Annotated in this window: 7 protein-coding genes; 2 read left to right on the forward strand and 5 right to left on the reverse strand. The window is 41.8% G+C overall.

The annotated features are described in order from the left end of the window. Positions 1-103: 103 nt before the first annotated feature. Both E5A76_RS11300 and E5A76_RS11305 read right to left on the reverse strand, forming a co-directional pair. Positions 104-574, reverse strand: a complete 471-nt coding sequence (locus tag E5A76_RS11300) for an outer membrane lipoprotein (RefSeq protein ID WP_008988696.1) — start codon at positions 572-574, stop codon at positions 104-106. 193 nt (positions 575-767) lie between these two features. Next, the gene (locus E5A76_RS11305; RefSeq protein WP_053987563.1) at positions 768-1,685 is read right to left on the reverse strand and encodes a DUF808 domain-containing protein; all 918 of its coding nucleotides are present in this window, start codon (positions 1,683-1,685) and stop codon (positions 768-770) included. 794 nt (positions 1,686-2,479) lie between these two features. On the opposite strand from E5A76_RS11305, the gene speA reads away from it, so the two are divergent. Both speA and speB read left to right on the forward strand, forming a co-directional pair. Continuing rightward, the gene (gene speA, locus E5A76_RS11310; protein ID WP_161119000.1) at positions 2,480-4,399 is read left to right on the forward strand and encodes a biosynthetic arginine decarboxylase; all 1,920 of its coding nucleotides are present in this window, start codon (positions 2,480-2,482) and stop codon (positions 4,397-4,399) included. Between the two features lie 95 nt (positions 4,400-4,494). After that, positions 4,495-5,427: an agmatinase gene (gene speB, locus E5A76_RS11315; protein WP_107166143.1), complete on the forward strand. Its 933-nt coding sequence runs from the start codon at positions 4,495-4,497 to the stop codon at positions 5,425-5,427. Positions 5,428-5,512: 85 nt separating this feature from the next. Here speB and E5A76_RS11320 read toward each other — a convergent pair whose 3' ends face one another. The 3 genes from E5A76_RS11320 to ygjK all read right to left on the reverse strand — a co-directional run bounded on the left by E5A76_RS11320 (position 5,513) and on the right by ygjK (position 10,640). Beyond that, entirely contained in the window at positions 5,513-5,872 is a 360-nt protein-coding gene (locus tag E5A76_RS11320; RefSeq protein ID WP_008988692.1) for a diacylglycerol kinase, read from the reverse strand. Positions 5,873-5,915: 43 nt separating this feature from the next. After that, positions 5,916-7,550, reverse strand: a complete 1,635-nt coding sequence (eptA, locus tag E5A76_RS11325; RefSeq protein ID WP_161119001.1) for a phosphoethanolamine transferase EptA — start codon at positions 7,548-7,550, stop codon at positions 5,916-5,918. Between the two features lie 462 nt (positions 7,551-8,012). After that, entirely contained in the window at positions 8,013-10,640 is a 2,628-nt protein-coding gene (gene ygjK / locus E5A76_RS11330; RefSeq protein ID WP_161119002.1) for an alpha-glucosidase, read from the reverse strand. Positions 10,641-10,917 lie beyond the last annotated feature (277 nt).

Here is a 10,917-nt window from a genome sequence, read left to right on the forward strand (position 1 = left end):
AGCAATAATAAGTCACATATTTAAATGCAGTATGTAAACATTAATATGCAGTTAAAATAAAAAAGGCAGCGCTCGCTGCCTTTTAACATCACTAACATTGATATTAATTTGCTGGAACAACACGTGTTGTACTACCTTGCTGGTAAATATCTACACGCTGACCAACACGGAAAATCATATTTGGATCAACTTCCTGCACCACTGCAATGGTTCTACCGCTATCTAGCTTAATGACGATATTCACACCATTACGCTGGCTAATGGCATCGCCAGCTTTATTACCTAAAGCTGCACCAGCTAAACCACCACCGATAGCGGCAATATCAGAGCCACTACCACCGCCAATTTTAGAACCCAGAATAGCACCCACAGCACCACCAGCAATGGTACCAATTGTACTTTCGCCGCCACCGCTCATCGTAACGGCATCTAATTTAGTAATGGTTCCTGTTAATACATTCTGAACTGTACGTGCCTCACCGACATCATAAGCATTGCCATATGGGTTTTGAGCACAACCAGACACACCCAGTGCCGCGACAAGACATAAAGATGCTACTGTAAACTTTTTCAATGGAACCTCCGTCAATAAAGCAATCAATCTGCTACAACGCTATAAGTTTGGACTTTAATTTAACATTTTGCTCACAAATCCTGTATCCACACTGAATAGACAAAGCAAAACAATGCATTACCCAATTTTAGTATAAAAAAAAGCCAGCACAAAATGCTGACTTCTTCTTCATGGTGCTTTTTTAACACTCAAATTAGTGGGATTTACCACGAATTTTGTTAATCACAGTAACCACGGCAACGACAACAGCACCAGCAATCACACCAACAATGCCGTTAAACACTGGCGGGATAATCGATGCAGAACCCGGGAAGCTCACTGCATGTGTAATTTGCTCTACGATTTCGTGTGAATGTGGCAAGGTATGAACCACAATACCGCCCCCCACAAGGAACATCGCAATGGTGCCAACGAAAGCAAGCGCCTTCATCAAGTAAGGGGCAAGGTTTACCAACATAGAACCAAAACGGTGTTTTAAACTTGCTTGCTCGCTGTGATTAACCAGATATAGACCTGCATCATCTAGCTTTACAATACCAGCAACAAGACCATAAACACCCGCTGTCATAACGGCTGCAATCACACTCACCACAATCGCTTGTGTTAAGAACGGATGCTCCTGAACGACCCCTAATGCAATCACAATGATTTCTGCTGAAAGAACAAAATCGGTACGCACCGCACCTTTTATCTTCTCTTTTTCAAATTCGGCAATATCAATATTACTATCGGCAAGCGCTGCTACTTGTTGTTGCTCTGATGTTTCCTCTTTTGAGTGGAAAAACTTCTCAACAATTTTTTCTACCCCTTCAAAACAAAGGAATAAACCACCTAGTAATAACATAGGTTGGATCAACCATGGTGCAATCACACTGATCAGCAATGCTGCTGGCACCAAAATCAACTTATTCTTAAACGAGCCTTTTGCTACGCCCCATACCACAGGGATCTCACGTTCAGCACGAACGCCTGTTACCTGCTGGGCATTCAATGCTAAATCATCGCCGAGTACACCCGCTGTTTTACGTGCTGCCACTTTGGTCATCAAAGCGACATCATCTAATACGGTCGCGATATCATCTAACAAGGTTAATAAACTTGCACCTGCCACAGGTTACTCCTTCCAATAAGAGTGCTTTACTCTTAAATACACAAACTGAATATAAAAATCACATCAAAGTCATCAGAGCCAATAAGCATTTCATCAATGAACTTTGCTATTTATTGTAGTCATCAATAGACAATCATGAGACTGCCTACTCATAACGAATGCTCTCAATGGCGGACACCACAAGAGATATTTTGCTGCATTATACTGCCTAGATCACAAAAATAAAAATCACCGTTTTTTATCGCTCTGCCATCTACTGACTATTTAAGCTGTTATAAATAAGAATGGCTAATCTTTCTTATGGTTACGATAAGTCTTTTTTGATTGCAGTTAAGGTCATTCAATTGTCTAATCGCCAAGCACCCTCTTTATGGTTTGAGGTGTAGACTGAGATGGGTTAACCATTCTTTACGTTATGTCATACCGTGCCTGTATCAGCACGACCTGTTCGGAAATGACAATGAAATTATTCGCAGCACTATACCTACAGGCTTTCTCTAGCCTGAATAAAGTATGCGACAACGCAGCCAACAAAATCAGACCACACCAATCTAGACGAACGACACGCATGTTCATTAGTAATAATGATGAAACGAACTCGGATAGTCCCAGTTACGCGTAATTAAACTTAGCTGTGCTTTTTTGCACCTCGCTATTTTTATTACCGTGCCTTTTATATCCTGGCATTAAAGCCAGTAGCCATAACCTTTTATTTTATTTGATATTTTCTGCAGTATTGTAGGGCTTTCGCTTGCCTTGAATACACGCAGTAATACCTCACAAGGATTAAGACTATGAGTGAGTGGACAATCAATAACGCACGTGACGTTTACAACACCCCTTACTGGAGCCAAAACTACTTCGATATCGCACAAGATGGTTCAGTTGTTGCGCGCCCTAACGTGAATGCACCAGAGAACACCATCGGTTTATCTCAGCTTGCAGATGAATTGATTGCGGCAGGCGCTTCGTTGCCTGTATTGGTTCGTTTCCCTGAAGTGATGCATCACCGTGTAGATAGCTTATGTAGCGTGTTTAACCAAGCTATCGAAAACTATGGTTACCAAGGTGATTACTTGGCGGTTTACCCAATTAAAGTAAACCAACAAGAAGAAGTAGTGAGTGAGATCCTAAAAAGCCAATACGCTAAACAACAGCGTCAATTAGGCTTGGAAGCTGGCAGTAAGCCAGAGCTAATGGCAGTGTTGGCAATGGCACAAGAAGCCAGCTCAGTGATTGTGTGTAATGGCTATAAAGATAAAGAATACATTCGCTTAGCGTTAATTGGTGAAAAGCTAGGTCATGAAGTTTACATCGTGCTTGAGAAGCTGTCTGAGCTGAAAATTATTCTAGAACAAGCACAAGAGTTAGGTGTAACGCCTCGCCTTGGTTTACGTGCTCGTCTTGCCTCTCAAGGTAAGGGCAAATGGCAAGCCAGTGGCGGTGAAAAGTCCAAGTTTGGATTATCGGCATCTCAGGTTTTAACTGTGGTAGATGAATTACGCCAGCGTAATATGCTAGCTTGTTTGCAATTACTGCATTTTCATCTGGGCTCACAAATTGCCAACATTCGTGACGTACGTAGCGGCGTCGGTGAAGCAGGTCGCGTTTACGCAGAATTGAAAAAACTCGGTGCAGGTATTACAACTGTAGACGTAGGTGGCGGTTTAGCTGTCGACTATGAAGGTACACGTTGCCAAAGCAGTTGTTCGATGAACTACAGTATCAATGAATACGCCAACAACATCGTCTATGTGCTTGGTGATATTTGTACTGAATACGAAATGCCAATGCCGCGTATTATTTCAGAATCAGGCCGTAACTTAACTGCTCACCACGCAGTGCTTATCACTGATGTGGTTGGTATTGAAAGCTATAAACCAGAAAGCATTAATGCACCTGCGGAAGATGCACCACAAGTGCTACAAAACATGTGGATGTCGTGGAAAGAGCTATCTGAGCATTCCGATCAACGCTCGTTAGTTGAGATCTATCACGACAACCAAAGTGATTTAGCCGAAGTGCATGCTCTATTTGGAGTTGGCATGATCAGCTTTATCGACCGCGCATGGGCAGAGCAAGTTAGCTTACGCCTATGTTACGAATTACAGAAAAAACTCTCAGATAAAAACCGAGCTCACCGCCCGATTTTAGATGAGTTGCATGAGCGTTTAGCAGATAAGTTCTTCGTCAACTTCTCGCTATTCCAATCCTTGCCGGATGCATGGGGTATTGATCAAATCTTCCCTATTTTGCCGCTGAGCAACTTGGATAAAGCCCCTGAGCGTCGTGCGATTATTTTAGATATCACTTGTGATTCTGACGGTGCTATCGACCAGTACGTAGAAAGCCAAGGTATTGAAACTACGCTGCCGGTTCCAACATGGTCAGCAGAAGAGCCTTACCGCATTGGTTTCTTTATGGTCGGTGCATACCAAGAGATCTTAGGTGATATGCATAACCTATTCGGTGATACCGATACCGCAGTAGTACGTACCCGTGCTGAAGGTGGTTATGAGATTGAAAAAATTGATCGTGGTGACAGTGTTGGTGATGTATTGCGCTATGTACACTTAGATTCAAAAGCGTTCTTACGTCAATACCAAGCAATGGCAGAGCAACACTTAGCAGATCACGAGCGTGATGCGATTTTACAAGAGTTGGCTGAAGGTCTAGAAGGTTACACTTACCTCGAAGATGTTCGTGCTATCTAACTTATTTATAGACTCAATAAGGTTCCTATCACGTCAGTATAGCGTGATAGGACGTCTTAACAGGGCTTTGCCCAAGATTGTTGTTGGAGAGAACCATGGCAACATTAGCTAACTACCCAGATTACTCACTATACGCAAATGCGTTTGGTTTTTTACGTCAACCACTTAACTTCGCCCCAATGGAGTCTGATGCTGATGTGGTGATCACTGGTGTTCCATTTGATATGGCAACCACTGGTCGTTCTGGGAGTCGCATGGGACCTGGCGCTATTCGCCAAATTTCAACCAACCTAGCATGGGAAGGTAAACGCTGGCCGTGGACGTTCAACCTATTCAAAACCATCAAAGTAACTGACTGTGGTGACTTGGTGTTTGATTGTGGTGATGCAGCACAAATGTGTGAGCGCCTAGAAGCGCATGCAACGGGCTTATTAGAGCAAGGTAAAGCAATGCTAACTTTTGGTGGCGATCACTTTGTGACGCTACCACTGCTACGTGCTCACGCTAAGCAATTCGGCAAAATGGCATTGATCCACTTTGATGCCCACACTGACACTTATGATCAAGGCAGTAAGTTTGATCACGGTACTATGTTCTACCATGCACCGAAAGAAGGTCTAATTGACCCTCACCACTCAGTACAAATTGGTATTCGTACCGATCACTGTGACAGCCTAGGCTTTAACGTGATTGATGCTGGCAAAGCCAATGATTGGTCAGTTGAGCAAATCGTTTCAACTATCAAAGAAAAAGTGGGCGATATGCCAGTGTACTTAACCTTTGATATTGATTGTTTAGATCCTGCATTTGCACCGGGTACAGGTACCCCTGTATGTGGTGGTATTACGTCAGATAAGGCACTGAAAATTATTCGTGCACTAGAAGGTATTAACCTTGTGGGTATGGATGTGGTTGAAGTAGCACCGTCTTACGATCACGCTGATATGACATCATTAGCGGCTGCAACAATTGCTACAGACATGCTACATCTATGGGCATTAACCCATAAGAAAGCAGATATTAAATAAACGATAAACGCACACCTAGAAAAAATGCCAGAGCTTTCACTCTGGCATTGTTTTAGGTGTTCTCTTTTATTATTGAGTATCGTCGCTAGCTAATTAAGATCCCGCCCCACACAACAACAACCAGTGCCATAGCAACAAATACCGCTGCCGAACCAATGTCTTTCGCTCGACCACTCAACTCATGATGCTCAGGACCGATACGATCAACCACCGCCTCAATGGCTGAGTTAATCAACTCAACAATCATGACTAACAACAATGAAGCGATCATGATAGCTCGCTCTACCCCTGTTACGGGTAAGAAAAAACTAATCACTGTCATTAGCACTAATAGTACTGATTCTTGGCGAAATGCTGCTTCGTTCTTCCATGCAGCTTTCAATCCTTGAACAGAATAGCCTGCGGCATTAATAATTCGAGTTATTCCCGTCGCACCCGGTTTCATTATTATTTTTCTCTCTATTTATCATCGATTAGCTAGCATTGCGTTAATGGGCGCTAATACTACGACATTGTGAAAATATATCTAGTTTAGGTTCATAAACCTTGGTTTTTACATCCATCATGCCAAGTAGCGAATGGAATAAGTAATCTTGTGAATACCCACCAGCTTGTGCTTCTTTTTCTAAACAAGCACGATCAATGTGCTGGCTTTTTTGATATTCAGGCGATAGCCATAAAATCAATGGTACTGTGGTTTGCTCTTTTGGTGCTATCGCATAAGGTAAGCCATGAAGGTAGACCCCATCTTCACCTAATGATTCACCGTGATCTGCCATATAGAACATGGCTGTATTGGCATGATGATCATCTTGTTTCAACATATCAATCACTTGGCTCAAGATATAGTCGGTATAGACAATAGTGTTATCGTAAGTATTCTTCACCTGTTGTTGAGTACAGTTTTGTAAATCGCTAGTATCACAGGTTGGTGAAAATACTTTAAATTTAGCAGGATAACGATCGTCATAAGTTGGACCATGACTACCAATAATATGCAGCACAATAAAGGTATCTTGCTTCGCATCATCAATGTATTGCTGCAGGCCTTTCAATAAGATTTGATCGTAACACGAGCCGTTATGACACAAGCTAGGATCAATTTCAGCATTCATTTCAACATGTTTAATGCGATCACATGCCCCTTTACAACCACCATCGTTATCTTTCCATAACACATCAATACCCGCATGATGCATCACATCTAAGACGCCATCTTGGTGACGTGCAGTGATTGGATTGTAGTTCGCTTTAGTCATATCAGAGAACATACAAGGCACTGAAGCCGCCGTTGCTGTACCGCAAGATTTAACATCTTTAAAGCTGATCACGTTTAGTTTTGCCAGCTCAGGGTTGGTATCACGATCATAGCCATTGAGTGAGTAGTTCATTGAGCGTGACGCTTCACCTAATACCATCACCACCACATTCGGTTTACCTGTTTTTTCAGTGATATCAGCATGTTCATTAACCGCATCAGTGCCAATGTGTTTAAACGGCATTTTCGCTTCAATTAACTGGTACTGCGCATAACGATAAGTTGCAGATAAATAGTTAGTTGGGTTAATTAGCGCCTTAATTTCAGAATGGTTACGCACCAATGAGGCGTAATCTTTGTAATAGCCAGCCGCAATTAAACCAATCACCAGCAATGAAATAACAATCGAGCCTAATTTTGACAGTAACTCTTTAAAAAACGGCTTAAATTGCACTTTCATCGCGGTAAAGATGATCGCAGGAATGATCCCTATAACCAGTAACCATATTCCACCACCTAACGACAGGTAACTGGTAGCCTCTCCGGTATTGGTCTCAAAGATATTAACGATCATACCGTAATCGAAAAATACGCCGTAACTGTACATACCATAAGTCGCTAGTGCCGACAGAATAATAAGTACAGGGATCAAAACACGATATACCTTAGGCCAAATAAGTAAGGTAAAAATAATATTTAATGCCGCACAAATAAAAATCGGAATAGATATAGCAAATATGAGGCTATTTGGCGGATTGGCTTCAAATAATTCAGTGATATGTTGCCATAACGCAATATTTTGTATCGCCGTAAAAAACAAGGCGATTAAAAGCGTATATAGCACACTCGTTAAGCGAAATTTCATGTATCTATTCCCAAGAGTATTTGTCATCGTTTGGTATGCCGTGAATACTTGTATTTCTATCCACGATAAACGTCATGCCAACCTTGGCGAATAGCTCCTTATTAGCCGCGAATTATATCTACAAATTCATATAATTAATCGATAACTATATAAATTGGTTTGTATTTTAAATGCAAACATAGATTCAACTAATGGACAGTAACGTCTTCATACCACCTTCGTTTTCATCTCTTAGTAAATATAGAAGGGTAACTGTACCTATGTCGAAAAAAGGTCAAAGCGATAAATTCACGCACCGCATTATGAATGACGAAGCTGTTTTTACCCTGACAGCAAATAGAACAAAATACAGATCTCACCAATTTGATATAAAAAAACGCCAATACTGATGATGTATTGGCGTTGGAGTTATCAGCATTAGGGGAATGAATGCTGAATCAAACTACATGTTCACGAAATAACTTATTTCAAAAAGTCGTTGTATAGCATGTAAAGGTGAGCAGAACTCCATGAGAAGTTATTTGCGCCCTGTACAGCCCCCGTTTCTGGGTTGTAATTTTCCTGAATCGGTAATTGTTTGGTTAGACCTTCCGCATTAGTAAAGAGTTTATTGACCATCTCGTTCGCTTCGGTAGTGTAGCCATAGTTCGCCATGCCTTTTACACCGAAGTAGAACTGATCCACCCATACACGGCCACGCCAGTAAATGTCAGCACCATACGCAGGGTTATCTGCTGATGCCGTACCCAGTGGCACTGTCGTATTAAACTTACTGGTATTCATCATATTTGCCACAACAGCTTTGGCTGTTGCATCCGTTGCTGCGCCATTAAACAGTGGCGACCAACCTTCAGCCCCCATTCCACGATCAACAATCGGTTTACCCGCACAACCGTTATTTAATTCTTTCGCTTCTGCGCTATCAATACTGATGTCGTAGTAGAAACCTGTGGCAGTATCAAACATACATTTATTGATATAATTCTTAGTCTCTGCTGCTTTTTCAGTAAAGGTTTCAGCAGCATTGCTATGACCTAAGACTTCGGCAATTTGAGCAAGGTACTTGTTATCACTGTACCAGTATGAAGCTTGATCAACCGATTCTTGGAGTAGTGAGTAACCAATCACTTCACCAGAGGCGTCTTTGTTCTCACTAAACTTCACCTGCCAATCTTTTTTCGCTTTATTCAATTCAGCCATGTTAGTTGGTGAATCATCACTGTAAGCAACCTTGCCATCATTAACCACATAGCGATTATCAAAGCCGTACTTGTCTTTCGCATAACGACCTAACTGATCAATGGTTTCAATTTCTTTTACATCGGTTAAGCCTTGCGCATCTGCGATGGTATCGATAAAGCCAAATACCGCAGCATCATCACGACCTGATTCCCAAGACGCTGCCGTTTGTGCTGGGCTGCTAATATCGACATAATCACCAGACTCTAGCAATGCATTATACTTATCGATGCCGTAATCCACACGCCATTCAGTATCGCCTTCTTTCTTATATTTGTAGATAAGCTGACCATCTTTCGTGTGCTCAGGATCCACTGCCGCACCGTATTCAGGAATGCCGTTGCTGTTAGTATCACGTGCCGCTAACCACCAGTCATGGTAAGCCACTAACTGCGGATACATTTCTTCAAGCCATGCTTTAGCATCACTTGGACGGTTATATTTATCTTTTAGCGCAGTGTAGACTTCCCATACCGCCCATGACGCCAGTGATGGTTTGGTATTACGCTCATTCCATGTTTGTGCATCATTAAATTCGGTTAAGCCCAATGCATCACCACGTTGCTGAGACATGTTCATACCCACCACATCAAGCAAATAGCCTTTATCATATGGACGTAGCACATCGTCAGCTTTCACTTGGTGTTCAAACACTGTGCGAATGTTTTCCATTGCCAAATCAGGATTGAAATGCGCCATTGCATACGCTTGTTTCCAAGTATCCCACGGCCACGTTAAGTTGCCAGAGAACCAACGTGCAGTGACCGATGGCGTTACCGTATCATGGCTCACCATACCTGCTGGGCTGCGCCAGTTACCGGTTAAAGTTTCAATCGCTTTTACTGCAACACGCTCTTGATCTGCTGTTGCATTATCATTAACTAAGCCATGGCTTAAGTAATTTTCCCAACGCGCCGTAGTCGCATTCATGTATTTAATTGGATTTTTCAGAATATCGGCAACAATAGGTTGCTCTTTTTTCCACTCATCTGCCGTTAAAGTGTGGCTAAATACAGTGTAAATCTTGGTTTCTTGCTCATCACCAATCTCTGATTCAGATTGATACTCTAAACCTTGTACCGTGGTTTTCGCAGCAACACTACGCTCGATATTAAACGCTGAATCACCACGGGTTCTTACCCACCATGAATCACGCTCTTTACCGAATGTTAACGTCACATCACCATGATCATCAGTACTTAAATTACGGGTTAAATTAGGTAATTCTTCTGCCACTGTTGCTGCGTAAGATTCAGGTTTTTCAACGCCATCTTTAGCGTAGAAACCTTCAACTAATTTACCGTCCCACAACAACGTCAGATCTTCACCACTGTTATTAGTGATCACGGTTTCAACTAATGATGAGCGAGAAGAGACAAACTGCAGTGTCATCTCAACACGAATATCATCAGCTGTTAGGGTTTGAATCAATGCGCCCGGAATGCTGTAAGCGACCGCTTTGAAATCAACAGGCTTGCCATCTTTTAGGATTGATAACTTATCAAAATACTCAGCTACTGAAGTGTTGTACTCTTCAGCAATCGCAGTCACACCAAAGCCACCTTTATTTTCAGGGTTCACTTTTAGATTTGGTAATAAGTGACCATGCCATGCACCATCATCATGTAATGGTGTGTAAGCCATGTGGTTACCCGCCCCTACTTCAGCCAAATGTTTTGGTGTACCGGTGCGATCAATAATGTCTTTAAACTGCTGGGCTAATTCTGGTTTCTTTTTCTCTTCAGACGATGAACTAGACGAATCATCACTATTACAGCCAGCGGTAAATAATAAAGAGCCGATCACTGCGGCAAGCAATGTTTTCTTGGTTACTATTGAATTATTCGTCATTGTTACACCCTCAATATTAAAGAGACATTCCACGTTGGAATTTAGATAGTTATTGTTTTTTTAGGCACAGAGTAAATTGGCTATTACTCTGTAAGCGGAGGGAATATTAAGGGCAAAATCCAAGAGTAAAATTGAAGTAAATCACAGTTATTATTTTACTAAAATTCAGCTTAAGCATACGATGTAACAATTAGATACAAAGATAAAAAATAACGTCATTTTTATTTTTGAAGTAATTTCACACTATTTAATCACCACTATTGCTTGTCTATTTATC

This window comes from Photobacterium lucens, from assembly GCF_009873615.1.
Classification (GTDB): Bacteria; Pseudomonadota; Gammaproteobacteria; order Enterobacterales; family Vibrionaceae; genus Photobacterium; species Photobacterium lucens.